General features: G+C 73.2%; 25 protein-coding genes. 4 read left to right on the top strand and 21 right to left on the bottom strand.

Annotated features, from left to right (window positions below):
* Nucleotide 1: 1 nt before the first annotated feature.
* Both ACGRHY_RS23120 and pyrR read right to left on the bottom strand, forming a co-directional pair.
* Nucleotides 2–1,021, bottom strand: a complete 1,020-nt coding sequence (locus tag ACGRHY_RS23120; protein WP_394637222.1) for an aspartate carbamoyltransferase catalytic subunit — start codon at nucleotides 1,019–1,021, stop codon at nucleotides 2–4.
* Between the two features lie 118 nt (nucleotides 1,022–1,139).
* Nucleotides 1,140–1,763, bottom strand: coding sequence for a bifunctional pyr operon transcriptional regulator/uracil phosphoribosyltransferase PyrR (gene pyrR / locus ACGRHY_RS23115; protein ID WP_394638170.1), 624 nt, complete (start codon nucleotides 1,761–1,763; stop codon nucleotides 1,140–1,142).
* Between the two features lie 266 nt (nucleotides 1,764–2,029).
* Between pyrR and bldD the strand changes: the two genes are divergently transcribed.
* Nucleotides 2,030–2,530 (top strand): transcriptional regulator BldD, encoded by a 501-nt coding sequence (bldD, locus tag ACGRHY_RS23110; RefSeq protein WP_093850776.1) that lies wholly within the window; start codon nucleotides 2,030–2,032, stop codon nucleotides 2,528–2,530.
* A 181-nt stretch (nucleotides 2,531–2,711) separates the two neighbouring features.
* Here the strand turns inward: bldD and nusB are convergent, their stop codons facing one another.
* The 15 genes from nusB to rpsD all read right to left on the bottom strand — a co-directional run bounded on the left by nusB (nucleotide 2,712) and on the right by rpsD (nucleotide 16,986).
* Nucleotides 2,712–3,140 (bottom strand): transcription antitermination factor NusB, encoded by a 429-nt coding sequence (gene nusB, locus ACGRHY_RS23105; protein ID WP_394637221.1) that lies wholly within the window; start codon nucleotides 3,138–3,140, stop codon nucleotides 2,712–2,714.
* 2 nt (nucleotides 3,141–3,142) lie between these two features.
* The gene (gene efp, locus ACGRHY_RS23100; RefSeq protein WP_237883187.1) at nucleotides 3,143–3,709 is read right to left on the bottom strand and encodes an elongation factor P; all 567 of its coding nucleotides are present in this window, start codon (nucleotides 3,707–3,709) and stop codon (nucleotides 3,143–3,145) included.
* A 57-nt stretch (nucleotides 3,710–3,766) separates the two neighbouring features.
* Nucleotides 3,767–4,885 carry a M24 family metallopeptidase gene (locus tag ACGRHY_RS23095; protein ID WP_394637220.1) on the bottom strand — a complete coding sequence of 373 codons (1,119 nt, stop codon included), beginning with the start codon at nucleotides 4,883–4,885 and terminating at the stop codon, nucleotides 3,767–3,769.
* A gap of 83 nt (nucleotides 4,886–4,968) precedes the next feature.
* Entirely contained in the window at nucleotides 4,969–5,826 is an 858-nt protein-coding gene (locus ACGRHY_RS23090) for an AAA family ATPase (RefSeq protein WP_394637219.1), read from the bottom strand.
* Between the two features lie 158 nt (nucleotides 5,827–5,984).
* Entirely contained in the window at nucleotides 5,985–6,440 is a 456-nt protein-coding gene (gene aroQ, locus ACGRHY_RS23085; protein WP_394637218.1) for a type II 3-dehydroquinate dehydratase, read from the bottom strand.
* Nucleotides 6,437–7,531, bottom strand: coding sequence for a 3-dehydroquinate synthase (aroB, locus tag ACGRHY_RS23080; RefSeq protein WP_394637217.1), 1,095 nt, complete (start codon nucleotides 7,529–7,531; stop codon nucleotides 6,437–6,439). Before aroB ends, aroQ begins: the two co-directional genes overlap by 4 nt.
* Entirely contained in the window at nucleotides 7,528–8,070 is a 543-nt protein-coding gene (locus ACGRHY_RS23075; RefSeq protein ID WP_394637216.1) for a shikimate kinase, read from the bottom strand. Before ACGRHY_RS23075 ends, aroB begins: the two co-directional genes overlap by 4 nt.
* Nucleotides 8,067–9,251, bottom strand: a complete 1,185-nt coding sequence (gene aroC, locus ACGRHY_RS23070) for a chorismate synthase (RefSeq protein ID WP_394637215.1) — start codon at nucleotides 9,249–9,251, stop codon at nucleotides 8,067–8,069. Before aroC ends, ACGRHY_RS23075 begins: the two co-directional genes overlap by 4 nt.
* A gap of 116 nt (nucleotides 9,252–9,367) precedes the next feature.
* Nucleotides 9,368–10,222, bottom strand: a complete 855-nt coding sequence (locus tag ACGRHY_RS23065; protein ID WP_394637214.1) for a shikimate dehydrogenase — start codon at nucleotides 10,220–10,222, stop codon at nucleotides 9,368–9,370.
* Nucleotides 10,219–12,030 carry an endolytic transglycosylase MltG gene (gene mltG / locus ACGRHY_RS23060; protein WP_394637213.1) on the bottom strand — a complete coding sequence of 604 codons (1,812 nt, stop codon included), beginning with the start codon at nucleotides 12,028–12,030 and terminating at the stop codon, nucleotides 10,219–10,221. The genes ACGRHY_RS23065 and mltG overlap by 4 nt, the downstream gene beginning before the upstream one ends.
* 127 nt (nucleotides 12,031–12,157) lie before the next feature.
* Nucleotides 12,158–12,625 (bottom strand): Holliday junction resolvase RuvX, encoded by a 468-nt coding sequence (gene ruvX, locus ACGRHY_RS23055; RefSeq protein WP_394637212.1) that lies wholly within the window; start codon nucleotides 12,623–12,625, stop codon nucleotides 12,158–12,160.
* Nucleotides 12,625–15,291 (bottom strand): alanine--tRNA ligase, encoded by a 2,667-nt coding sequence (alaS, locus tag ACGRHY_RS23050; protein ID WP_394637211.1) that lies wholly within the window; start codon nucleotides 15,289–15,291, stop codon nucleotides 12,625–12,627. Before alaS ends, ruvX begins: the two co-directional genes overlap by 1 nt.
* Complete coding sequence (locus ACGRHY_RS23045; RefSeq protein ID WP_394637210.1) at nucleotides 15,291–15,632, bottom strand: DUF6167 family protein; 342 nt, start codon at nucleotides 15,630–15,632, stop codon at nucleotides 15,291–15,293. Before ACGRHY_RS23045 ends, alaS begins: the two co-directional genes overlap by 1 nt.
* Nucleotides 15,633–15,639: 7 nt before the next feature.
* Nucleotides 15,640–16,077: a DUF948 domain-containing protein gene (locus ACGRHY_RS23040; protein ID WP_394637209.1), complete on the bottom strand. Its 438-nt coding sequence runs from the start codon at nucleotides 16,075–16,077 to the stop codon at nucleotides 15,640–15,642.
* Between the two features lie 297 nt (nucleotides 16,078–16,374).
* Entirely contained in the window at nucleotides 16,375–16,986 is a 612-nt protein-coding gene (rpsD, locus tag ACGRHY_RS23035; RefSeq protein WP_394637208.1) for a 30S ribosomal protein S4, read from the bottom strand.
* A 202-nt stretch (nucleotides 16,987–17,188) separates the two neighbouring features.
* Here rpsD and ACGRHY_RS23030 point away from each other — a divergent pair, with 202 nt between their 5' ends.
* On the top strand, nucleotides 17,189–17,926 hold the full coding sequence (locus ACGRHY_RS23030; RefSeq protein WP_394637207.1) for a DUF2470 domain-containing protein: 738 nt from the start codon (nucleotides 17,189–17,191) through the stop codon (nucleotides 17,924–17,926).
* Nucleotides 17,927–17,957: 31 nt separating this feature from the next.
* On the opposite strand, the gene ACGRHY_RS23025 is transcribed toward ACGRHY_RS23030, so the two are convergent.
* The 4 genes from ACGRHY_RS23025 to ACGRHY_RS23010 all read right to left on the bottom strand — a co-directional run bounded on the left by ACGRHY_RS23025 (nucleotide 17,958) and on the right by ACGRHY_RS23010 (nucleotide 22,240).
* Nucleotides 17,958–19,328: a replication-associated recombination protein A gene (locus ACGRHY_RS23025; protein WP_394637206.1), complete on the bottom strand. Its 1,371-nt coding sequence runs from the start codon at nucleotides 19,326–19,328 to the stop codon at nucleotides 17,958–17,960.
* Between the two features lie 196 nt (nucleotides 19,329–19,524).
* Entirely contained in the window at nucleotides 19,525–20,187 is a 663-nt protein-coding gene (locus tag ACGRHY_RS23020; RefSeq protein ID WP_394637205.1) for a vitamin K epoxide reductase family protein, read from the bottom strand.
* A 57-nt stretch (nucleotides 20,188–20,244) separates the two neighbouring features.
* Nucleotides 20,245–21,504, bottom strand: coding sequence for a histidine--tRNA ligase (gene hisS, locus ACGRHY_RS23015; protein WP_394637204.1), 1,260 nt, complete (start codon nucleotides 21,502–21,504; stop codon nucleotides 20,245–20,247).
* Nucleotides 21,505–21,517: 13 nt separating this feature from the next.
* On the bottom strand, nucleotides 21,518–22,240 hold the full coding sequence (locus tag ACGRHY_RS23010; protein ID WP_394637203.1) for an MBL fold metallo-hydrolase: 723 nt from the start codon (nucleotides 22,238–22,240) through the stop codon (nucleotides 21,518–21,520).
* Nucleotides 22,241–22,433: 193 nt separating this feature from the next.
* On the opposite strand from ACGRHY_RS23010, the gene ACGRHY_RS23005 reads away from it, so the two are divergent.
* Nucleotides 22,434–23,297, top strand: coding sequence for a peptidylprolyl isomerase (locus tag ACGRHY_RS23005; protein ID WP_394637202.1), 864 nt, complete (start codon nucleotides 22,434–22,436; stop codon nucleotides 23,295–23,297).
* A gap of 249 nt (nucleotides 23,298–23,546) precedes the next feature.
* Nucleotides 23,547–24,776 carry a DUF349 domain-containing protein gene (locus ACGRHY_RS23000; protein ID WP_394637201.1) on the top strand — a complete coding sequence of 410 codons (1,230 nt, stop codon included), beginning with the start codon at nucleotides 23,547–23,549 and terminating at the stop codon, nucleotides 24,774–24,776.
* Nucleotides 24,777–24,804: the final 28 nt, after the last annotated feature.

Raw genomic sequence — 24,804 nt, 5'->3', positions numbered from 1 at the left:
GTCACTTCTCCTCGGTACGGGCGGTGGTGTTGGCGGCGGTGCCGGTGTGCTCGGAGCCGCCGAGCAGCAGGTACAGGACGGCCATGCGGATCGAGACGCCGTTGGCGACCTGTTCGGTGACGGTGCAGCGGCCGGAGTCGGCGACCTCGGCGGTGATCTCCATGCCCCGGACCATGGGCCCCGGGTGCATCACGACGGCGTGCTCGGGCATCCGCTCCATGCGCTGTACGTCGAGGCCGTAGCGGCGGGAGTACTCGCGCTCGGTGGGGAAGAAGGCGGCGTTCATCCGCTCGCGCTGGACGCGCAGCATCATCACGGCGTCGGACTTCGGCAGCACGGCGTCCAGGTCGTAGGAGACCTCGCAGGGCCAGCCCTCGACGCCGACCGGCAGCAGGGTGGGCGGGGCCACCAGGGTGACCTGGGCGCCCAGGGTGTTCAGCAGGTCCACGTTGGAACGCGCGACCCGGCTGTGCAGGATGTCGCCGACGACGGTGATCCGCCGGCCGGCGAGGTCCCGGCCGAGTCCGGCGTCCGGGCCGATCAGGCGGCGGCGCATGGTGAACGCGTCGAGCAGCGCCTGGGTGGGGTGCTGGTGGGTGCCGTCGCCGGCGTTGACGACGGCGGCGTCGATCCAGCCGGAGGTGGCCAGCCGGTAGGGGGCTCCGGAGGCGCCGTGCCGGATGACGACGGCGTCCACCCCCATCGCCTCCAGGGTCTGGGCCGTGTCCTTGAGGGACTCGCCCTTGGAGACCGAGGATCCCTTGGCCGCGAAGTTGATGACGTCGGCGGAGAGCCGCTTCTCGGCGGCCTCGAACGAGATGCGGGTGCGGGTGGAGTCCTCGAAGAAGAGGTTGACGATCGTGCGGCCGCGCAGCGCGGGCAGCTTCTTGATCGGGCGGTCGGCCAGGCGCGCCATCTCCTCGGCGGTGTCGAGGATGCGCACCGCGTCGTCGCGGGTGAGGTCGGCGGCCGAGATCAGGTGACCGGAAGTCCGGGGGTTGCCCCCGGGGAAGAGCGGCATCTGGATGTGCTCCGGTGTGTGGAGGTTTCAAGGCGTGCGGACGCGCGGACGCGGCCGCGGGGCTGCCGGGCCGGGAGGGCGGGGCGGCGCAGGAGCGCGGGGCGGGGCGGGGGAAGAGCTACCGCTCGCCGGACGGGGCAGCCTCCCTCCCCCGGCCTCCGGCCGGGGGAGGGTCCACCTCGCGACGCTCGCCCAGGAGCACGCCGTCGCGGCCGTCCTCCTCGGAGAGCCGGACCTTGACCGTCTCCCGCAGCGACGTGGGGAGGTTCTTGCCGACGTAGTCGGCGCGGATCGGCAGTTCGCGGTGGCCGCGGTCGACCAGGACCGCGAGCTGCACGGCGCGGGGCCGGCCGATGTCGCCGAGCGCGTCGAGTGCGGCCCGGATGGTGCGGCCGGAGAAGAGCACGTCGTCGACCAGGACGACCAGGCGCCCGTCGACGCCCTCGGCCGGGATCTCGGTGCGGGCCAGGGCACGGGCCGGGCGCATCCGCAGGTCGTCGCGGTACATGGTGATGTCGAGCGAGCCGACCGGCAGCGGGCGGCCGGTGATCTCCTCCAGCTTGGCTCCCAGCCGCCTGGCCAGGTGCGCGCCGCGGGTGGGGATGCCGAGGAGCACCACGTCGTCGGCGCCCTTGGCGCGCTCGACGATCTCGTGGGCGATGCGGGTGAGGACCCGCGCGATGTCCGGTGCCTCCAGCACGGGGCGGACCGGGCCGGGACCGTTGCCGTCCAGTTCTCCCATGGATGTGTCCACGGTAAACGGACCTCCTTCCCCGCCTCACGGGACGGGCCTTAAAGGACGTCGGATGGTGCGCCGTCAACGGTACCAGCCTGTCCGGGCGGGCTGTCGGCGGCATCCGCTCCGGGCGCCCCGGGGCCGTTCCGCACCCGGGTGCGCAGGCCGCGCCTCACGCGCACCCCCCCCGGTATGGACCGGCCCGGCTTGACGCCGTACATTACGCTGCGTAACATCACAGTGAGTTACGAAGACGTCCTCCGGGGAGCCATATGTCCAGCGAATACGCCAAACAGCTCGGGGCCAAGCTCCGCGCCATCCGCACCCAGCAGGGGCTCTCCCTCCACGGTGTCGAGGAGAAGTCCCAGGGCCGCTGGAAGGCGGTCGTGGTCGGCTCGTACGAGCGCGGCGACCGTGCCGTGACCGTGCAGCGGCTGGCCGAGCTGGCGGACTTCTACGGCGTCCCGGTGCAGGAGCTGCTGCCGGGCAGCACGCCGGGCGGAGCCGCCGAGCCGCCGCCGAAGCTCGTTCTGGACCTGGAGCGGCTGGCCCACGTGCCCTCCGAGAAGGCGGGCCCGCTGCAGCGGTACGCCGCGACGATCCAGAGCCAGCGCGGCGACTACAACGGCAAGGTGCTGTCGATCCGCCAGGACGACCTGCGCACCCTCGCCGTCATCTACGACCAGTCGCCCTCGGTGCTGACCGAGCAGCTCATCGGCTGGGGTGTGCTGGACGCCGACGCCCGTCGCGCGGTCCAGCACGAGGAGGCCTGAGGCACTCCCCCGCGGCACCACCGCCACCGGGCGGGGCCCTCGTGCGAGGGTTCCGCTCCCGGTGGCGGCCGCATTGCGCGCCGTTCCCCGGGATCTGCGACGGCGAGGGGCCCGGGACACCTGTCGGGTGTCCCGGGCCCCTCGCTGCTTCCTGGGTACGGCTCCGGCCCGGACCGACCGCTCAGACGCGCCTCAGCGTCGGCTTGAGCTCCTTCAGCCGGCCCAGCAGGCCGTTGACGAAGGTCGGGGAGTCGTCGGTGGAGAACTCCTTGGCGAGCTGCACCGCCTCGTCGATCACCACCGCGTCGGGTACGGCGTCCTCCCAGATCAGTTCGTACGCGCCGAGCCGCAGGAGGTTGCGGTCCACCGACGGCATCCGGTCCAGCGTCCAGCCGACGGCGTAGGTGGCGATCAGCTCGTCGATCCGGTCCGCGTGCTCCGCGTACCCCTCGACGAGCTGAATCGTGTACTCGCCGACCGGCGGCTGCCGCTCGTCGGTCCGCGCGTGCCGGATCCAGTCCGCCAGCACGGCCGTCACGGCGCTGTCGCGCTGGTCGGCCTCGAACAGGATCTGGAAGGCCCGTTTACGTGCCTTGGTGCGGGCTGCCACGGTTAGCTGTTCACCCGGCCGAGGTACTCGCCGGAGCGTGTGTCGACCTTGATCTTCTCACCGGTGGTGATGAAGAGCGGCACGCCGATCTCGTAGCCGGTCTCCAGCCGGGCGGGCTTGGTGCCTCCGGTGGAGCGGTCGCCCTGGACGCCCGGCTCGGTGTACTCGATCACCAGCTCGACGGCGGCGGGCAGTTCGATGAACAGCGGGTTGCCCTCGTACACGGCGACCGTGCACTCCTGGCCCTCCAGCAGGTAGTTGGCGGCGTCGCCGACGACCTCGGGGGTGATGGGCATCTGGTCGTAGGTCTGGGTGTCCATGAAGACGAAGTCGGCGCCGTCCTTGTAGGAGAACTGCATGCCGCGCCTGTCCACGGTGGCCGTCTCGACCTTGGTGCCGGCGTTGAAGGTCTTGTCGACCACCTTGCCGGAGAGCACGTTCTTGAGCTTGGTGCGGACGAAGGCGCCGCCCTTGCCGGGCTTGACGTGCTGGAACTCGACAACGGACCAGAGCTGGCCCCCTTCGAGCTTGAGCACCATGCCGTTCTTGAGGTCGTTCGTGGTGGCCACGGTCGCGGAATCTCCTGAGACTGCTGCTGCGGAAGACCGAAGGACCACGCCCCCGTGTCACAGGGCGAGCAGTTCCTTGGTCGTGATGGTGAGTAGCTCCGGTCCGCCGTCTGCCTGCGGGCGGACGACGAGCGTGTCGTCGATCCGGACGCCGCCCCGTCCCGGGAGGTGGACCCCCGGTTCGACGGTGACCGGCACACAAGCGTCCAGTTTACCCATGGCCGTGGGCGACAACCGAGGGTCCTCTCCGATTTCCAGCCCCACACCGTGACCGGTGCCCGGTTCCAGGACGTCACCGTACCCGGCCGCTTCCAGCGGGTGGCGGGCGGCCCGGTCGACCTCACGGTACTCCGTCCCCGGCAGCAGCGCCTCCCGCCCGGCGCGCTGGGCCGCGAAGACCAGCTCGTACAGCTCGATCTGCCAGTCGGCGGGGGCCGGGCCGATCACGAAGGTGCGGCCGATCTGGCAGCGGTAGCCGTGGTAGCGGGCTCCCAGCCGCACGCTCAGGAAGTCCCCCTCCTCCACCCGCCGGTCCCCGGGCCGGTGGCCGGGCAGGCCGGAGTTGCGGCCGGTGCCGACACAGGTGGGGAAGGCGGGCCCGTCGGCGCCGTGGTCCATCAGGCGCCGTTCCAGTTCCAGCGCCAGATGGCGCTCGGTGCGGCCCACCAGGATGGACTCCAGCAGTTCGCCGAGCGCGTGGTCGGTGATCTCCGCGGCGACGCGCAGGGCCGCCAGCTCCTCCCCGTCCTTGACCAGGCGCTGCTGCTCCACGGCGCGGCCCAGGTCGGTCAGGCGCAGCCGGGGCGCGGCCGCGGCCAGGGCCCGGTGCCGGGCCACCGTGAGGTCGTGCTCCTCCACCGCCAGCAGCGCGGTGCCGGGCCCGGTCGCCGCCGCCAGCCCGGCGGCGACGGCCGGGTCGGGTGCGTCTTTGGGCAGGAGGGTGCAGCGCAGGCCGCCCGTGGTACGCGGCGGCCCGGTGCGGCCGTCGGTGACGGGGGCGGCCGGGATCAGCAGGGTGTCGCGGCCGTCCGCCCCGAGCAGCAGGACTGCTCCGGGGGCGGACCAGCCGGTCAGATAGCGGACGTTGGCGGGCCGGGAGACCAGGGCGGCCTCGCCGCCCGCCGCCGTCCAGCGGTCGCGCAGTCGGCTGCGGCGGGCCACGTACACCTCGGACATGTCCCCGAGCGTACGCAGGGTGACGCGCGGTGGCGTCCCGACACGTCCGGGCGCCCCGCCGTCCGGGCGCCCGGACGTGGGCGCTACCAGCTCGGCGGGCTGGTGAGCGCGCGGGCCACGGCCTCGTCCAGCAGGCGTGCGGTGGTGGCCACGCCCTGCCGGGAGTTGTCGATGATCGGCAGCCCGGAGCCGTACCAGCCGGCCATCCGCCCGTGGATGCGGGCGACCTCCTCGTCCGACAGCCGGCGGTTGCCGGTGCGTTCGGCGTTGCGCTCCAGGACGACCTCCAGACCGGGCAGCAGCACCACCGGGATCAGGCCGGGGCCGACGTGCCGCTTCCAGCCGCCGAGGCCGACGACGGGCCGGTCGGGGAAGACGGCGTCGTCCAGGATGCAGGAGATACCGTTGGCCAGGAAGTTCCGGGCGGCGAAGCCGCAGGTGCGGCGGGCGAGGCGGTACTGCGCCTCGGAGTGCTCGTTCCAGCCGGACCGGGGGTCGGCGAAGCCGGAGCGCACCCATTCGCGGACGTCGTCGAGGCTGATGTGCGCGGTGGGCACGCGGCGGGTGTCCGCCCAGTACCGGGCGACGGTGGTCTTGCCGGCGCCGGCCGGGCCGATCAGCAGGACGGCGACGGCGGCGGTGTGCGCGGCCTCCACCGTGACGGGACCGGCGGCCGGGTCGGCCGTACCCGATATCTGCACCGGCGCGCCGGGCGGCAGCCGGAGGTGGCCGGTGGCGTCCGGGGCCCGGGGCGGGGGTGCGGGGGTGGGCGCGGAGGCCGGGGGCGGAGGGGGCGGAGGCGGGGGAACCCGGTGGGGGGTGTTCCAGCCGGGGTGGGCGGCGGACTGCGGGTGCGCGTGGGGATGTGGTGGGTGTCCCTGGGGGTGGCCCTGGGGTGAGCCCGAGGGCGGGACGGGCCGCTGCGTCCCGTACTGCTGCATCCGGTCCCAACTCCGTTTCCGTCCGGTGCGCCGGCCGGGCGCGGTGGGCCCGGCCGGACGTCACCTCGTCCGTCCGGCACCGAACGGTACCTTCCCCCGGCCGGTGCCGTGTGAACGGTCGGCGGTTCCGGGGGTCCCGCGGCCCGTCCCGGCCCGCCTCAGCTCTGCGGCCGGTCGCCCGCCAGGGCACGCAGGGCCAGCTCGTAGGAGCCGACGCCGAAGCCGGCGATGGTGCCGGAGGCCACGGCCGCCACGACCGAGGTGTGGCGGAACTCCTCGCGGGCGTGGGGGTTGGAGATGTGCACCTCGATCAGCGGGGCGGTGCGCTGGGCGGCGGCGTCGCGCATCCCGTACGAGTAGTGGGTGAACGCGGCGGGGTTGAGGACGACCGGGAGGGACGCGTCGGCGGCCTCGTGGAGCCAGCGGATCATCTCGCCCTCGTCGTTGGTCTCGCGGACCTCGACGTCCAGGCCCAGTTCCCTGCCCAGCTCCGTACACCGCTCGACGAGCCCGGCGTAGGAGGTGGAGCCGTAGACGTCGGGCTCGCGGGAGCCCAGGCGGCCGAGGTTGGGGCCGTTGAGGACGAGGACTCTGCGGAGCGCGGTGGCGCTCATGCGGCGATCTCCGCATGGGCGGCGAGCAGCATCGCCGGGTCCGGTCCCTCCAGGACGGTGGGCCGGGCCAGGCCGTCCAGGACGATGAAGCGCAGCCGGTCGCCGCGGGTCTTCTTGTCGACCTTCATCGTCTCCAGCAGCTTGGGCCACTGGTCGCCCCGGTAGGTGACGGGCAGCCCGACGGCGGTGAGGATCGCCCGGTGCCGGTCGGCGGTGGCGTCGTCCAGCCGGCCCGCGATGCGGCCCAGCTCGGCGGCGAAGACCATGCCGACGGCGACGGCCGCGCCGTGCCGCCAGTTGTAGCGCTCGTTCTTCTCGATGGCGTGGGCCAGGGTGTGCCCGTAGTTGAGGATCTCCCGCAGGCCCGACTCCTTCAGATCGGAGGAGACCACCTCGGCCTTGACCCGGATGGAGCGCTCGATCAGCTCGGAGGTGTGCGGGCCCGCGGGGGTGCGGGCGGCCTCGGGGTCGGACTCGATCAGGTCCAGGATGACCGGGTCGGCGATGAAGCCCGCCTTGACGATCTCGGCCAGACCGCTGACGTAGTCGTGCACCGGCAGCGACTCCAGCGCCGCCAGGTCGCACAGCACCCCGGCCGGGGGGTGGAAGGCGCCCACCAGGTTCTTGCCCTCGGCGGTGTTGACGCCGGTCTTGCCGCCGACGGCCGCGTCCACCATGCCGAGCACCGTGGTGGGCACCGCGATCCAGCGCACCCCGCGCAGCCAGGTCGCCGCGACGAAGCCCGCCAGGTCGGTGGTCGCTCCCCCGCCGACGCCGACGACGACGTCGGTGCGGGTGAAGCCGGACTGCCCCAGCGCCTTCCAGCAGTACGCGGCGACCTCGGCGGTCTTGGCCTCCTCGGCGTTGGGCACCTGGATGGCGACGGCCTCGTACCCCTGGCCCGCCAGGTCCTCGCGCAGCACCTCGCCGGTCTCGGTCAGCGCCTCGGGGTGGATCACGGCCACCCGGCGGGCGTCGGGGCCGACCAGCCCCGGCAGTTCGTCCAGAAGCCGCTGTCCGACGAGGACGTCGTAGGGCGCGGTGCCCGCGGTGCCGCCGACGGTGATGCGGGTGGGAGGTGTGGTGGTCATGCGTCCTTCAAGTCGAGTGCGTCCAGGACCGCCCGGGCGGTCTCCTCCGGGTCGCGGCCGGCGGTGTCGACGACCGCGCGGGCCACCTCGGTGTACAGCGGGCGGCGCTGTTCCATCAGCGTGCGCCACTGCTTGCGGGGGTTGACCGCCAGCAGGGGGCGCGGGGCGTCCAGTCCGACGCGTTTGACGGCGTCGGCCAGTGCCACGTCCAGGAAGACCACGGGGAGTCCGGCGAGCAGCTCGCGGGTGCCGGCGTCCATGACGGCGCCGCCGCCGAGCGAGACCACCCCCTCGTGCTCGGCCAGGGCCGCGCGTACCGCCTCCCGCTCCAGTGCGCGGAAGTGCGCCTCCCCGTCGTCGACGAAGATCTCGGGGATGGCCTTGCCCGCGGCGGCCTCGATGTCCGCGTCGGTGTCGCGCAGCGCCGCCCCCAGCCTGCGGGCCAGTACGGTGCCCACGGTGGTCTTGCCCGCGCCGGGCGGGCCCACCAGGACCACGGCCGGACCGGTGCCGGCTCCCCGCGGCTCTCCGGCGCTCACCGGATCTCCAGGTTGTCGAGGAAGCCCGCCACGTTGCGGCGGGTCTCGGCGACCGAGTCGCCGCCGAACTTCTCGGCGACCGCGTCGGCCAGCACCAGCGCGACCATCGCCTCGGCGACGATCCCGGCGGCCGGGACCGCGCACACGTCCGAGCGCTGGTGGTGGGCGGGGGTGGCCTCGCCGGTGGTCACGTCCACGGTGGACAGCGCCCGAGGCACGGTGGCGATCGGCTTCATCGCCGCCCGCACCCGCAGCACCTCGCCGGTGGACAGCCCGCCCTCGGTGCCGCCCGACCGCCCCGAGGCCCGCCGGATGCCTTCCTCGGTGGGCACGATCTCGTCGTGCGCCCTGGAGCCGGGCACCCGGGCCAGCTCGAAACCGTCGCCGACCTCCACGCCCTTGATGGCCTGGATGCCCATCAGCGCCGAAGCCAGCCGGGCGTCCAGCCGGCGGTCCCAGTGCACATGGCTGCCCAGCCCGACCGGCACTCCGTGGGCGACGACCTCGACGACACCGCCGAGGGTGTCGCCGTCCTTGTGGGCGGCGTCGATCACCTCGACCATCGCCCGGCTCGCCTCGGCGTCCAGGCAGCGCACCGGGTCGGCGTCCAGCCGCTCCACGTCCCCGGGCTGCGGCAGCGTGCCGGCCGGGGCCTCGGCACCGCCCAGCGCGACGACATGGGAGACGATCTCGATGCCGGCCGTCTCCCTCAGGTACGACCGGGCGACCGTGCCCAGTGCCACCCGGGCGGCCGTCTCCCGCGCCGAGGCCCGCTCCAGGATCGGCCGGGCGTCGCCCACGCCGTACTTCTGCATCCCGGCCAGGTCGGCGTGGCCCGGCCGCGGCCGGGTCAGCGGCGCGTTGCGGGCCAGCTCGGCCAGCTCGGCCTCGTCCACCGGGTCGGCCGCCATGACCTTCTCCCACTTGGGCCACTCGGTGTTGCCGATCATGACCGCGACCGGGGAGCCCAGGGTCAGCCCGTGCCGCACCCCGCCGAGGAAGGTGACCTCGTCCCGCTCGAACTTCATCCGCGCACCGCGACCGTAGCCCAGCCGCCGCCGCGCCAGCTCGTCCGCCACCGTCTCCGTGGTGACCGGCACACCGTAGGGCAGCCCCTCCAGCGTCGCCACCAGTGCGGGGCCGTGCGACTCCCCCGCGGTCAGCCAGCGCAACCTGCTCAACAGTGCTCCTCAGTCCGGGCCTGTACGTGGTCGGTCCCGATCCTTTCACGGCACACCGCGGGATCGGCCGCTCGTCCAGTAAACGGGACGGGTATCTCGGCCGCCGGGCCGCTGTCTCAGGCCGTACGCGCCGCCAGGGCGGCCTCGCCCGCCGCGCGCATCGCGGTCAGCGGGGCCGGGGACCGGCCGGTCATCATCTCGACCTGGAGGACCGCCTGGTGCACCAGGAGGTCCAGGCCGCCCAGGACCCGGCCGCCGCGCCCGGCCCAGGCCGCGGCCAGCGGGGTCGGCCAGGGCTCGTAGAGGACGTCGAAGAGGGCGCCGGGCCGCTCGGGCACGGCCGCCGCCAGGGCATCGGTGGTGCCCGCGGGCGTGGTTGCGATCACCAGGGGCGCGGACAGCGCCCGCGGCGCGTCCGCCCAGTCGGCGGTCGCCACCGCCACGCCCAGCCGCTCGCCCCAGCCGCGCATCTCCTCGGCCCGCTCCCGGCTGCGGACGTACGCGGTGACCTCCCCGGTGCAGATCCGGGCGAGCGCCGCGAGCGCGGAGGAGGCCGTGGCCCCGGCGCCCAGTACCGCGGCGTGCGCGACGCTCTCCACGCCGCGTTCGCGCAGCGCGGCGACCATGCCGGGGATGTCGGTGTTCTCACCGAGGCGGCGGCCGTCCGCGGTGAAGACCACGGTGTTGACGGCCCCGACCGAGGCCGCGGTGTCGCCGATCCCGTCCAGCAGGGGGATGACGGCCCGCTTGAGCGGCATGGTCAGCGACAGCCCGGCCCACTCCTCGCCGCTCGTGGCGAGCTTCTCCAAAAACGGCGCGATGCCTTCCTCGTCCACCTCGAAGCGGTCGTACGACCAGCCGGTCAGGCCCATCTCCCGGTAGGCGGCCCGGTGGAGCACCGGGGAGAGGGAGTGGGCGATGGGCGATCCCAGGACCGCCGCCCGTCTTCCGGTTCCGGTGCCCGCGCTCACTGCTGGGCCGCCTTCTCGTACTCCGCCACGTTCTTCCGGTGTTCCTCGTAGGTGTCGGAGAACACCGTGTTGTCCTCCGTGATCGACACGAAGTAGTACCAGTCTCCCTCGGCCGGCTCCACCGCCGCGTGCAGTGCCTCGGCGCCCGGGCTGTTGATCGGGCCGGGCGGCAGGCCCTTCTTGGCGTAGGTGTTGTAGGGGTGGTCGAACTTGGCCATGGTGCTGGGCGAGGGGACGTCCAGCGTGTACTGGTTCTTGGCGAAGTTGTAGGTGGAGTCGAACTGCAGGTAGCCGTTGGTCTCCGTGTTGTCCGGCTTCAGCCGGTTGTAGACCACGCGGGAGACCTTCACGAAGTCGTGTTTGTACTTGCCCTCCGCCTGCACCAGGCTGGCGACGGTGAGCACCTGGAGCGGCGTCTCCAGGCCGAGCCGCTCCACATGGCCTTCCAGACCCGCCTTCTCGAACTCCCGGTCGGCCCGCTCCACCATCTTCCTGAGCAGGTCCTCGGGCTTGGTCTTGTCGCCCACGGTGTACTTGGCCGGGAAGAGGAGGCCCTCGGGTTCGCCATCCGCCCATTCGGGCAGGCCCAGATCGGCCTTCTCGGCGGCCTTCTCGGTGGTGCCCTCGGCCAGGCCGAGCTTCTCGTCGATCAGGACGTAGATCTCCGAGGCCCGCTTGCCCTCGGCGATGATCAGGGCGTTCTGGCTGGAGGGGTCGAGCATCATCTCGATGGCCGCCGCCGAGGACATCTCCTCGCGGAGCATGTAGACGCCCGGCTGGATGCTCTTGGCCTTGGCGTTGGCGTTCGACGCCTCGATGAATCCCTGCTGGCTCTTGACCACGCCGGCCTTCTCCAGGATGGCGCCCATCTGCGCCAGGCTGCTGCCCTCGGGGATCTCCACCTGGGTGTCGCCCTCGCCCTTGCCGGAGAAGTCGGGCGCGGCGGCGAAGTGGCTCTGGTAGAAGTCGTAGGCGAAGTAGCCGGCCGTGCCGACGCCGCCGACCAGGACGAGGACGACGGTCAGACAGGCGACGCCGTTGCGGCCCTTCCTTTTGCCCTTGCCCCTGCCCCTGCGTCCGGACCGGTCGCCGCCCTCGTCCTCGTACTCGTCGCCGCCGTCGTCCGAGAAGAAGGCGTGCTCGCCCTGGTCCGGGCCCGGGTCCCAGCCGGTCTCCTCGTCGGGCCCGGGGCCGGGGTCCGGCTCGTCGCGGCGCCGCCCCTGCCGGGACCGCGGGGGCGGCTGTCCGTACTCCTCGTGCTGCCCGTGCTGTTCTGGGTCTTCGGGGTGTCCGTGCTGTCCGGAATACCGCGAGTGGGCGTCCTGGGCCCCGGGGTGACCGGCGTGGTCCGCGTACTGCCCGCCGCCGTACGGATCGCCCTGCGGCTGCCCCTGGTGCTGCCCGTAGGGATCACCGTGCTGCTGGTGCTGCTGGTGCTGCTGGCCGTACGGATCGCCGTACTGCTGCTGGTGCCCGTAAGGGTCGCCCTGGTCCTGCCCGTGGGGATCACCGTGCTGCTGGTGCTGCTGGTGCTGCTGGTGCTGCTGGCCGTACGGATCGCCGTACTGCTGCTGGTGCCCGTACTGCTGTCCGCCGCCCTGGGTGTCCCAGTCCTGCTGCCCGTAGCCGGGCTGCTGGTGGCCCTGATGCTGCTGGTACTGCTGCTGTCCGCCGTAGGTGTCCCAGTCGCCGTGCTGGGTCCCCTGCTGGGGTCCGTGGTGGGCTCCGCCGTTCCACCCCTGGCCCCCGTAGAGCGGGTCGTCGGGGTGCCACGGTTCGGAGCCGGTGCCCCGGCCATACTCAGTCATCGATCCCCTAGAGCCGTCGGACGGCAGCCGGTTGCGGTACTCGCGGACGCCGCTGTCCGAACTGCCGTCTCCGGCGTACGGCTCGGTGTTCGAACGGCGCCGTCCGAAGCGGAACGTTACCGTACCGCTATCGGGCGGCTGCCTCGACGCACTCCCCCGGGGCCTGGCCGGACACCCGCTCGGTCTCCAGGGCGCTCTGCAGGATGACCACGGCCGCGGCCTGGTCGATCCGGCTGCGCCCCTTCTTCGACGAGACGCCCGAGGCGCGCATGCCCTGGGCCGCGGTGACCGTGCTCATCCGCTCGTCCACCAGGCGTACCGCCACCGGGGCGACGGCCTCGGCCAGCCCCCGGGCGAAGGCCCGCACCCGGGCCGCGGCCGGGCCCTCGCCCCCGTTGAGGGAGCGGGGGAGCCCGACCACGACCTCCAGCGGTTCGTACTCCGCGACGAGTTCGGCCAGCCGGCGACGGGCGGCCGGGACGTCGCGCCCCGGCACGGTCTCCACCGGTGTGGCCAGGAGCCCGTCGGGGTCGCAGGAGGCGACCCCGATCCGGGCGTCCCCGACGTCGACGGCCAGCCGCCTGCCGCGCCGCATCAGGCGGCCGCCACCAGGCGCTCGACGGCGGCGACGGCCTCGTCGACCGCCTGAGGGTTCTGGCCGCCGCCCTGTGCGACGTCCGGCTTGCCGCCGCCTCCGCCGCCGAGGGCCCTGGCGGCGGCGCGGACGAGGTCGCCGGCCTTCAGACCGCGGTCGCGGGCGGCGTCGTTGGTGGCGATGACGGTCAGCGGACGGCCGTTCGCCACCGAGAACAGGGCCACCACGGCCGGGCGTCCGCCCTGGAGGCGGCCGCGCACGTCGAGGACGAGCTTGCGCAGGTCGTCGGCGGTCGTGCCGTCGGGGACCCGGGCGCCGACGAACGCGGTCCCGTCGACGTCGCGGGCGGAGGAGGCCAGGCCCGCGGCGGCGGCCAGGACCTTCTCGGCGCGGAAGCGCTCGATCTCCTTCTCGGCGTCCTTGAGCTTGGCGAGCATCCCGGAGATCTTCTCCGGCAGCTCCTCGGGACGGCCCTTGAGCAGGTCGGTGAGCCGGGAGACGACCGTGTGCTCGCGGGCGAGGAAGTTGTAGGCGTCCACGCCGACCAGGGCCTCCACGCGGCGCACTCCGGAACCGATGGAGGACTCGCCCAGCAGCTTCACCAGGCCGAGCTGGGCGGTGTTGTGCACGTGGGTGCCGCCGCACAGCTCCTTGGAGAAGTCGCCGATGGTCACCACCCGCACCCGGTCGCCGTACTTCTCGCCGAACTCGGCGATGGCACCCTGCTTCTTCGCCTCCTCCATGCTCATCACCTCGGCCATGACGTCGAGTTCACGGGCGAGGACCTCGTTGATCCTCTGCTCGACGTCGGTGAGGACGGTGCCGGGAACGGCGGTCGGCGAGCCGAAGTCGAAGCGGAAGCGGCCCGGGGCGTTCTCGGAGCCGGCCTGAGCGGCCGTCGGGCCGAGCGCGTCGCGCAGCGCCTGGTGGGTGAGGTGGGTGGCGCTGTGGGCGCGGGCGATGGCCCGGCGGCGTGTGATGTCGATGGCGGCGTACGCCGAGGCCCCGACGGTGACCTCGCCGACCTGGACGGTGCCCTTGTGCACGGTGACGCCGGGCACCGGCTGCTGGACGTCGCGGACCTCGATGACCGCGCCGGAGTCCAGGCGGATGCGGCCGGTGTCGGGCTGCTGCCCGCCGCCCTCGGCGTAGAACGGGGTGCGGTCGAGCACGACCTCCACGTCGTCGCCCTCGGAGGCGGCCGGCGAGGGCAGGCCGTTGACCAGCAGACCGACGACGGAAGTCTCGCCCTCGGTGTCGGTGTAGCCGGTGAAGACGGTGGTTCCGGCGGTGTCGGCGACCTCGCGGTAGGAGCTGAGGTCGGCGTGGCCGGTCTTCTTGGCCCTGGCGTCGGCCTTGGCGCGCTCCCGCTGCTCCTTCATCAGGCGGCGGAAGCCGTCCTCGTCCACGGACAGGCCCTGCTCGGCGGCCATCTCCAGGGTGAGGTCGATGGGGAAGCCCCAGGTGTCGTGGAGCAGGAAGGCCCTCTCGCCGGGCAGGACGGCCCCGCCGGCGGCCTTGGTCTCGGTGACGGCGGTGTCCAGGATGTTGGTGCCGGCCCTGAGGGTCTTGAGGAAGGCGGCCTCCTCGGCGAGCGCGACGGTCTCGATGCGCTGCCGGTCGGTGATCAGCTCGGGGTACTGCTGCCCCATCGTGCCGATCACGACGTCGGCCAGCTCGCCGACGACCGGCTCGTCGGCTCCCAGGATGCGCATGTTGCGGATGGCGCGGCGCATGATGCGGCGCAGCACGTAGCCGCGGCCCTCGTTGCCGGGGGTGACGCCGTCGCCGATGAGCATGACGGAGGTGCGCAGGTGGTCGGCGACCACGCGCAGGGAGACGTCGGAGTCCTCGGCGGCGCCGTAGCGCACGCCGGTCAGCTCGCCGGCCTTGTCGATGACCGCCCGCAGGGTGTCGGTCTCGTACATGTTGCGCACGCCCTGCAGGATCATCGCCAGGCGCTCCAGACCGAGGCCGGTGTCGATGTTCTTGCTGGGCAGCTCGCCGAGGATGGGGAAGTCCTCCTTGCCCTCGCCCTCACCGCGCTCGTACTGCATGAAGACCAGGTTCCAGATCTCCACGTAGCGCTCGTCGTTGACGGCCGGGCCGCCCTCGGCTCCGAACTCCGGACCGCGGTCGTAGTTGATCTCCGAGCAGGGGCCGCAGGGGCCGGGGACCCCCATGGACCAGAAGTTGTCCTTCTTGCCCAGGCGCTGGATCCGCTCCGCGGGGACGCCGACGGTCTCGCGCCAGATGCGCTCGGCCTCGTCGTCCTCCTCGTAGACGGTGATCCACAGCTTCTCCGGGTCCAGACCGTAGCCGCCCCTGTCCTGAGGCGTGGTGAGCAGCTCCCAGGCGAGCTTGGCGGCGCCCTCCTTGAAGTAGTCGCCGAAGGAGAAGTTGCCGCACATCTGGAAGAAGGTGCCGTGCCGGGTGGTCCTGCCGACCTCCTCGATGTCCGGGGTGCGCACGCACTTCTGCACACTGACGGCGCGCTTGTACGGCGGGGTGGCCTCGCCCAGGAAGTACGGCTTGAAGGGCACCATGCCCGCGGGGACCAGCAGCAGCGTCGGGTCGTCCGCGATCAGCGACGCCGACGGCACGACGGTGTGCCCCCGCTCCTCGAAGAAGCGCAGCCAGCGGCGGCGGATTTCAGCCGACTCCATCAGTGGTCCTCATTCCGGTCGTACGGTCGGATGGCTCCGAGGGCGGGGCGGTGCGGGGCCCGCCCGGCGACCCCCCGGCGTTCTTCTGCCTGGCCGGCGGCCCCGGGGTCGGCGGGGGCCGTCAGTCCCAGTGCGTCGTTCAACTCGATCTCCCGCTGTGCCATTCCGGCGCGGACGTCGAGCGCGAAGTCCTTCAGCCGGTGCCCGGCCGCCACGGCCTGGTCCGCCGCTCGTACGGCGAGGCTGTCGGGCGCGAGGCTGCGCAGCTTGCGGTTGACCTTGGTGGTGGCCCAGACGCCGGTGGCGGCGCCGGCACCGAACCAGAAGGCACGGCGGAACACGGTGGGATCAGTCCTTTCCGTCGCGGCGCCGGCCGGTCCCCCGGCGCGCGGCCGGCACGGACCGGCCCACGACGACGGAACGCTTCGACCGCGGCGGGTCGCTCCTGCGGCCGAGGGCGCGGCGCACTCCGTAGCCGAAAGCGGCGACCTTCACCAGCGGGCCGCCGAAGGCCGTGGAGACGGTGGAGGAGAGCGCCGAGGCGTTGGCGGTGACCTCCTGGACGTCCGAGGCGATGGCGTCCACCCGGCTGAGCTGGCTCTGCGCCGAGCGGACGGTCTCGGACGCCTCGGTGAGGAGGGGGACCGCCTGCTCCGTCACGCCCGTCACCAGCCTGGTCGCCGCCTTGAGCGTCTGCGCGAGCCTCACCAGCACCACGGCGAGGAACGACACCAGGATCGCCCAGAAGACGGCCACCAGGAGGCCGGCCACCTCTCCACCGGACACGCTGCACCGCTTCCCTCGGGTCGTATGGGGTCGGCCGCCGCGTCCTGCGGTTCGTGGGGGTACCTGCCCACCGGTCTCACGGGTGCGACGGCGGATACCGACCTTATCGCGCCGCGGGCCGTCGCCCGTACCGCATTCCTTGCGGCCCGGCGGGCGGGGACGCCCCCGCCCGCGTCCCCGCGCCGGCGCGGGGTACACCGCGGCCCTCCTGCCGCGCGGTGCGTCAGGAGGGCCGGGGACCGGGAGGTCCGGGGCGTCCGCGCCGCCCGGGGCGGGCGGTACGGGCGCGGCGCCGGGTCAGCGGGCGTAGTACTCGACGACGAGCTGCTCGTCGCAGACGACCGGGATCTCCTTGCGGTTCGGGTCGCGGTCCAGGCGGAAGGCCAGCGCCTGGAGGTTGACCTGGAGGTAGCGCGGGGTCTCACCGTCGGGCGCGTAGCCGCCCTCGCGCGCCACCAGGAAGGGGTGCTTGGCGCGGCTGCGCTCGCGGACGGACACCACGTCGTCCGGGCGGACGCGGAAGGAGGGCTTGTCGACCTTGCGGCCGTTGACCTCGATGTGGCCGTGCACGACCATCTGGCGGGCCTGGTAGACGGTGCGGGCGATCCCCGAGCGCAGGACGAGCGCGTCCAGGCGGCGCTCCAGCTCGACGACCAGGGCCTCGCCCGTCTTGCCCTCTGTCTTGCGGGCGCGGTCGTAGGCGCGGGCCATCTGACGCTCGCTGATGTCGTACTGGGCGCGCAGCCGCTGCTTCTCCAGCAGGCGGACCTTGTAGTCGCTGTTCTGCTTGCGGCCCCGGCCGTGCTCGCCCGGCGGGTACGGGCGCTGCTCGAAGTACTTCACGGCCTTCGGGGTCAGCGCGATGCCGAGCGCACGCGACTTCTTGACCTTGGGACGCGACTGGTTCACGTTGAACGGACCTCCATGTAATTTAGGCGAGCCTAACCTTAGCGAAGGAGAACGCGTGTTTCGACCTGGGAGCCCCCTGCCCGGCACCGGTTCCGCACACGGCGGCCGCCCCGGCGGCGCCGCCGGGGCGGAGAGCGCGGGGAGGGGTCAGCCGCGTCCCGAGGCTGAGCCTGGCATACGGCGGCCGGGAGCCGCCGAGCGGATGCGTACCCTCGTCGAGTCGAACGCCTCGGCCGCCCTGGTCATTCCCGGTGCGGACCTGGGCGATCCGGAATGGCCGGGCCAGGGCGGCTGCGAGGCCCGCGCCGTCACCCCCGAGGGGGACGTGCTCCTGCTGGTCCCGGCCGGCTCCCCGGCCGCCCGGGCCGCGGCCCACGCCCGGGACGGCGATCCGGCCGCCGTGATGGAGATCACCGATGTGGCCCCCGTCGCGGTGCCCCACCGCGTCCGCGGCCGGGCCAGGGTGGCGGGCTGGCTCACCCCCGTGTCCGGCTGCGAGCGGGCGGCCTGCGCCCGGCTGATGGCCGAGCGGCACCCCTCGGGGCCCTTCCCGGGCCCCGTGTGGACACCGCTGCGGCTGGAGGTCGGCGAGGGGTGGATCGGCGACCTGCGGGGCGAGGGGCACGTCGAGCCGGACGAGTTCGCCGCCGCGTCACCCGACCCCCTGGCACGCCACGAGGCCGAACTCCTGCAGCACCTCGCCGCCGCCCACGACGACCTGCTGCGCGGGCTGTGCTCGCTGCTGGGCGAGCGGGGGCGGACCCGCGGCGCCCTGGAGGCGGTGGTGCCCGTGGCTGTGGACCGCTTCGGGCTGCGGGTACGGTTCCGCGCGGACGGGCGGAGCCTCGACGCCCTCTTCGACTTCCCCCGGCCGGTGCGGGACGTCCCCGGGCTGCGCCACGCGATCCGGGCGCTGCTCGAGGCGGGCTCCGCTCCCTGACCGGGCCGGGCACCACGGCGCCGGCGGACTCTCAGGGCTGGTCCGGCGGCGCCCCCTCCTCCCGCAGCCGGGCCCGCACCCGCTCCGCCACCTCGGCGTACCGGGCCTCCGCCCCGTACCGCGTCGGCTCGTAGTAGCGCCTGCCGTGGACGCCGTCCGGGGCGTACTGCTGCGCGGCGATGCCGCCGGGCATGTCGTGCGGGTACCGGTACCCCTCGCCGTGGCCCGTCTTCCGTGCGCCCTGGTAGTGACCGTCGCGCAGATGCCGCGGCACGGGACCGGCCAGGCCCGCCCGTACGTCCGCCAGGGCCGCGTCGACCGCCAGGTAGGCGGCGTTGGACTTCGGGGCGAGGGCCAGGGCGACGGTCGCCTGGGCGAGCGTGATCCGCGCCTCGGGGAAGCCGATCATCGCCACCGCCTGGGCCGCGGCCACGGCGGTCTGCAGGGCCGTGGGGTCGGCCAGGCCGATGTCCTCACTGGCGGAGATCATCAGCCGCCGGGCGATGAACCGCGGGTCCTCCCCCGCCTCGATCATCCGGGCCAGGTAGTGCAGGGCCGCGTCCACGTCCGAGCCGCGGATGGACTTGATGAGCGCGCTGGCCACGTCGTAGTGCTGGTCGCCGTCGCGGTCGTACTTCACCGCCGCCCGGTCGACGGCCTCCTCCAGCGTCGCCAGGGTGATCTCCCGCTCGCCCTTGTCCAGGGCCGCGCCCGCACCCGCCTCCAGCGCGGTGAGTGCCCGGCGCGCGTCGCCGCCGGCCATCCGCAGCAGATGCGCCTCGGCGTCCTCCACCAGCGCCACCGCCCCGCCCAGCCCGCGCTCGTCGGCGACCGCGCGGCGCAGCAGCCCGCGCAGGTCCCCGTCTGTCAGCGGCTCCAGGGTGAGCAGCAGCGAGCGGGACAGCAGCGGGGAGATCACCGAGAAGTACGGGTTCTCCGTCGTCGCCGCGATGAGGGTGACCCAGCGGTTCTCCACGGCCGGCAGCAGCGAGTCCTGCTGCGCCTTGCTGAAGCGGTGGATCTCGTCCAGGAACAGCACGGTGTCCTTGCCGTAGGCGCCCGACGAGCGCCGCGCGCCGTCGATGACGGCCCGGACCTCCTTGACCCCGGCGGTGATGGCCGACAGCTCCGTGAAGCGCTTGTCGGTGGCCTTGCTGACCACGTAGGCCAGAGTCGTCTTGCCGGTGCCCGGCGGCCCCCACAGGATCACCGACGACGGCCCCGCGGGCCCCTTCCCGCCCTCACCGACCAGGCGGCGCAGCGGGGAGCCCGGGCGCAGCAGGTGCTGCTGGCCGACGACCTCGTCGAGGGTGCGCGGGCGCATCCGGACCGCCAGGGGAGAGGCGGACGGGTCCTTCTCCTGGCGCTCCTCGGCGGCGGCGGTGAACAGATCCGGTTCCACGGAACGCAACCCTAGGTCACGCCGCCGACAGCCGTACCGGCAGCGCCCGCGCACCCGGACCGAACGGCCGAGGGGCCGAGGGGCCGAGGGGCCGAGGGGCCGAGGGGCCGAGGGGCCGAGGGGCCGAGGGGCCGAGGGGCCGAGGGGCCGCTCCGCGCCGGTGCCGGCGCGGAGCGGCCCCTCGGCCGTTCGCGGTTCAGCTCGTCCAGAAATTCCACCAGCGGGTCAGGATCAGCATGCCGATGATGCCGATGTGGACCGCCGGGATCACCCAGTGGAACTCCCGCACTCCCTCGCGCAGCCAGGCCGGGGCGGGCAGGAAGCCGTTGTGGATGTTGCGGAAGGTCGTGTACCAGAACATCAGCAGCGTGGCGACCCAGGCCAGGTTGCACCACAGGCACAGCGCGCCGATGTTGTACAGCGACTGGTACATCAGCCAGGTGCAGAAGCCGACGCCGAAGAGCATGCCGGCGTTCATGGTCAGCCAGTACCAGCGGGGGAAGCGCGCCCCGGCCAGCAGGCCCATGCCGACGGCGACGATCATGCCGTAGGTGACCAGGCCGAGCACCGGGTTGGGGAAGCCGAAGACCTCGGCCTGCGCGCTCTCCATAACGCTGCCGCAGGAGACGACCGGGTTCAGGTCGCACGCCATGTCCAGCGTGTCCCCGGCGAGCCTGGCCTCCAGCAGCCTGAACTTGTCGACCGTGATCACCCAGGCGGCGAGCACCCCGGCCAGGCCGGTGATCACCAGCAGCAGGGCGTAGGCGCGGCCCGCGCCCACGGCGCCCCGCGCGGGCGGCCCGTCGCCGTCGTCGCCGGTGCGGGCCGCTTCGTCCCGGGGTGCCGTGGTCGTCGTCATGGTCGAGTCATCCTGTCGTCTCAGGTGGGTTCTTCATTGTGCACAACGCACAACGAGTCAGGCGAGCTTCCGTCGCAGTTCCGCCACCACACCGTCCAGCGGCACCGGGACCTGCTCGCCGCTGTCGAGGTCCTTGACCTGGACGGCCCCCTCGGCCAGATCCCGCTCCCCGGCCACGACGGCGTACGCCGCCCCCGAGCGGTTGGCCGACTTCATGCCGTTCTTCAGACCGCGGCCGCCGTACGCGAAGTCCGTCGCGATCCCCTGCCTGCGCAGTTCGGTGACCACGCCGAACAGCGCGCGCCGCGCCTCCTCCCCCAGCGGTACGGCGAAGACCTGGGTACGCGAGGGCGCCGGGGGCTCCACGCCCTCGGCCCGCAGGGCCAGGACCGTGCGGTCCACGCCCAGCGCCCAGCCCACCGAGGGCAGCGGCGGGCCGCCGAGCATCTCCGACAGACCGTCGTAGCGGCCGCCGCCGCCGACGGCGGACTGCGAGCCGAGCCCGTCGTGGACGAACTCGAAGGTGGTGCGGGTGTAGTAGTCCAGGCCGCGCACCAGCTTCTGGTCGTCCTCGAACTCCACCCCGGCCGCCGTCAGCAGCCCGCGCACCTGCTCGTGGTACTCCTTGCACGCCTCACACAGGTGGTCGGGCATCATCGGCGCGCCGGCGAGCTGCTTCTGGACGGCCTCGCGCTTGTCGTCCAGCACGCGCAGCGGGTTGATCTCGACGCGGGCGCGGGTGTCCTCGTCCAGGTCGAGTCCGCGCAGGAAGTCCTGGAGGGCCGCGCGGTAGACCGGGCGGCACTCGCGGTCGCCCAGGGAGTTCAGCAGCAGCCGGAAGTTCCGCAGCCCCAGCGAACGGTACGCGTCCACGGCCAGGATGATCAGCTCGGCGTCCAGGGCCGGGTCCTCGGCGCCCAGGGCCTCGGCGCCGACCTGGGAGAAGTGCCGGTAGCGGCCGGCCTGGGGGCGCTCGTAGCGGTACTGCGAGCCGGAGTACCAGACCTTCACCGGCAGCGCGCCGCGGTGCAGGTTGTGCTCCAGTACGGCGCGGACGACCGGCGCGGTGCCCTCGGGGCGCAGCGCCAGACGGCTGCCGCCCTTGGTGGTGAGGGTGTACATCTCCTTGGTCACGATGTCGGTGGACTCGCCGACACCGCGGGCGAACAGCTCGACGTTCTCGAAGCCGGGCGTCTCGATGTAGCCGTAGCCGGCTCGCCGCAGCGGCGCGGCGATCGCCTCGCGCACCGCCAGGTAGTCGGCCGACTCCGGGGGGATCAGGTCGTAGGTGCCCCTGGGGGCGGAGAAGGTGCTCACGTCTTCTTCGTCGTCACATTCCTCGTCGCGGGGCGGCGGTGCCGCCTTCCGTTCCGAACGGGCCGCCTGCGGCCACCTCCCGCAGGAACGGGTTGGTGGCGCGTTCGCGGCCGATGGTGGTCTGGGGGCCGTGGCCGGACAGCACCACGGTCGAGTCGTCCAGGGGCAGGCACACGCGTGCCAGCGACCGCAGGATCTCGGCGTGGTCGCCGCCGGGCAGGTCGGTGCGTCCGATGGAGCCGGCGAACAGCAGGTCGCCCGAGAACAGCACCGGCGGGACGTCGGCCTGCCCGGGCGTCCGGAAGGTCACCGACCCCCTGGTATGGCCCGGCGCGTGCGAGACGGTCAGATCCAGTCCGGCCAGGGACAGCACGGCCCCGTCGGCCAGCTCCTGCACGTCGTCCGGCTCCCCAACGGAGAGCTCACCCATCAGCGGCTGCCCGATGGAGCGGCCCAGCCACTTCTCGGGATCGCTCATCATCTCCCGGTCCTCCGGGTGGATCCAGGCGGGCACGTCGTGCGCGCCGCACACCGGGACCACGGAGGCCACGTGGTCGATGTGGCCGTGGGTGAGGACGACCGCGACCGGCTTGAGGCGGTGCCTGGCCATGGCCTCCCCGACGCCTTCGGCGGCCTGGTGGCCCGGGTCGATGATCACGCACTCCTCGCCTGCGGCGGGGGCGACCAGATAGCAGTTGGTCCCCCAGGCCCCGGCGGGAAACCCGGCAATGAGCACGATCGTCCTTCGGTCGTCCGGCAGGGGATGCCGCGGCCGTCGCACCGGCCACCGGCAGCGGTTACAGAGCCTACCGGCGACGGGACGGAGCCCGCGAACCCGTATCCCGTATACCGTACGGCCCAAGCTGTGGCACACGTGTGCGTACGCACGCCTCGTACAGACGCCCCCAAGGATTCGAAGGAGACGATCCGTGGTCAGCAGTGAGCAGCGGCGCAAGCAGCTCGCCCGCGAGAAGTACCTGCGTCAGCAGCAGAGGCGGGCCGAGGCACGGCGCAAGGGGCGGATCCGCAACGCCTCCATCGCGGGCGGCCTGGCCCTGGTCCTGGCGGCCGGCGGCGCCTACGCGGCCGCGGGCGGCCTGGCGGCGGACGACGAGAAGACCGACAACGCCTCCGCCGAGCCCTCCGCCCCGCCCACCAGCAAGGCCCCGGACCCGTGCGAGAAGCCGGCGAAGGGCGAGCCGAGCGAGAAGCACTGGAAGAAGGAGCCGAAGATGTCGATCGACACCTCGGCCACCTACACGATGAAGCTGGAGACCACCTGCGGCGACATCGAGATCGAGATGGACGCCGCCAAGACGCCGCGCACGGTGAACTCCTTCGAGTTCCTGACCGGCGAGGGCTATCTCGACCACTCCCCGTGCCACCGCCTGGTCGACCAGGGCATCCACGTGCTGCAGTGCGGCGACCCGACCGGCACCGGCACCGGCATGTCGAAGGACGGCAAGGTCCAGCAGCCCGGCTACTCGATCCCGGACGAGAACCTCGACGACCCGAAGGTGGAGAAGGGCACCTATCCGGCGGGCACGGTCGCCATGGCCAACCGGTACAACGCCCAGACCAAGGAGGGGCGGGACAGCGGCGGCAGCCAGTTCTTCCTGGTCTACGAGGACAGCCCGCTCCCACCGGACTACACCCCCTTCGGCACCGTCACCGAGGGCATGGACGTGCTGAAGAAGATCGCCGACGCCGGTATGACGCCGGACCCGCAGACGGGCAACACCAAGCCGAACGCGACCGTGGTGATCGACAGCGCGACGGTGCGGAAGAAGTGATCCCGGCGGCCGGTGCCGCGCCCGTGCCCGGCGGCCGCTCCGGGCGGCCGCGCACCCGGATTTCGGTCGCCCGGGATGCGGACAGGGCGGGCACCGGTCGCCTATGTTGGGCGTTGTACAGGGTGCCTGCGCCGATGGTCGGGCAAACCCTCCGGCCGGGCCGGTCGCATCCGGCCGCCGGCCGTATGACAACTGTGGACGATGCCGGGGAGCGCACGCCTCCCGTCGGCATCATGTGGAGGAGGCGCTGTGAGCAGCGACCCGTGGGGCCGCGTCGATGAGACGGGGACCGTTTACGTGCGTACCGCCGACGGCGAGAAGGCCGTCGGTTCGTGGCAGGCCGGAGCCCCCGAGGAGGCCCTGGCCTACTTCGAGCGCAAGTACGACGGCCTGGTCGTGGAGATCGACCTCCTTGAGCGCCGGGTGAAGACCACCGACCTGTCGGCCAAGGACGCCCTGACCGCCGTCGGGCACCTGCGTCAGCAGGTCGAAGAGGCGCACGCGGTGGGCGATCTGGAGGCTCTGGGCAGGCGGCTGGACCAGCTCACCGAGCTGATCGAGACCCGCCGGGAGGAGCGCAGGGCGGCCCGGGCCCGGCAGGCCGAGGAGGCGCGCAAGGCCAAGGAGGCGCTGGTCGCCGAGGCCGAGGAGCTCGCCGCCAGCGACCAGTGGCGGGCCGCCGGGGAGCGGCTGCGCGCCCTGGTGGACACCTGGAAGGGCCTGCCCCGGCTGGACCGCAAGTCCGACGACGAGCTGTGGCACCGCTTCTCGCACGCCCGCTCGGCCTTCTCCAAGCGCCGCAAGGCCCACTTCGCGTCGCTGGACGCGCAGCGCGAGGAGGCCCGGCGGCGCAAGGAGAAGCTGGTCGCCGAGGCCGAGGCCCTGTCCGGCTCGACGGACTGGGGACCGACGGCCGCCCGCTACCGCGAGCTGATGCAGGACTGGAAGGCCGCGGGCCGGGCCCAGCGCGAGCACGAGGACAAGCTGTGGCAGCGCTTCCGCGGCGCCCAGGACGTCTTCTTCGCCGCCCGCGGCGAGGTCTTCGCCGAGCGGGACGCCGAGCAGCGGGAGAACCTGGCCCGCAAGGAGGAGCTGGCCTCCGAGGCGGAGAAGCTGCTCCCGGTCACCGACCTGAAGGCGGCCCGCGCGGCCTTCCGCGCGATCAACGAGCGCTGGGACGCCGTCGGCCACGTGCCCCGGGACGCCCGGGCCGGGATCGAGGGCCGGATACACGCGGTGGAGCGGGCGATCCAGGAGGCCGAGGAGGCCGAGTGGCGCCGTACCAACCCCGAGGCCAGGGCGCGGGCGGAGGGGCTGACCGGCCAGCTCCAGGACGCCGTGGACAAGCTCCGCGCGCAGATCGACAAGGCCCGCGCGGCCGGGAACACCGCCAAGGCCCAGAAGCTGGAGCGGGAGCTCGAGGGCCGGCAGGCCCTGCTGGACCAGGCCCTCAAGGGACTGCGGGAGTTCAGCGGCTGAGGAAGCGGAACACGCACGGGGGCGGCCC

It is taken from the genome of Streptomyces shinuiensis (genome assembly GCF_043660855.1).
Taxonomy (GTDB): Bacteria; Actinomycetota; Actinomycetes; order Streptomycetales; family Streptomycetaceae; genus Streptomyces.
Note: the sequence above shows the minus strand (reverse complement) of the source record. Positions and strands in the feature narration are given on the sequence as shown.